General features: G+C 50.3%; 1 tRNA gene and 1 rRNA gene. Both read left to right on the forward strand.

Annotated elements, in window-relative coordinates:
- Positions 1-100 (forward strand): 5S ribosomal RNA (rrf, locus tag H5123_RS20405); the annotation flags it as partial.
- A gap of 93 nt (positions 101-193) precedes the next feature.
- Positions 194-270 (forward strand) — tRNA-Asp (locus tag H5123_RS20410).
- The last annotated feature ends 46 nt before the right edge of the window (positions 271-316 follow it).

Here is a 316-nt window from a genome sequence, read left to right on the forward strand (position 1 = left end):
CTGTGGCACCACCTGATCCCATTCCGAACTCAGAAGTGAAACACAGTATCGCCGATGGTAGTGTGGGGTCTCCCCATGCGAGAGTAGGTCATTTCCAGGCGCCTAATTTCTCTTTTACGAAAGAGAAGTCTCCTGATAGTGACATATCAGCGACTTAAAAAGATTTAGCATCGTGCGTAAGCAATTTGCTAAAGGAGCGGTAGTTCAGTTGGTTAGAATACCGGCCTGTCACGCCGGGGGTCGCGGGTTCGAGTCCCGTCCGCTCCGCCAACTTAAGATGAAAGCCCTAGCAGAAATGCTAGGGCTTTTTTCGTTG

Origin of the sequence: Shewanella sp. SR43-4 (genome assembly GCF_014163845.1) — a bacterium.
Classification (GTDB): Bacteria; Pseudomonadota; Gammaproteobacteria; order Enterobacterales; family Shewanellaceae; genus Shewanella; species Shewanella vesiculosa.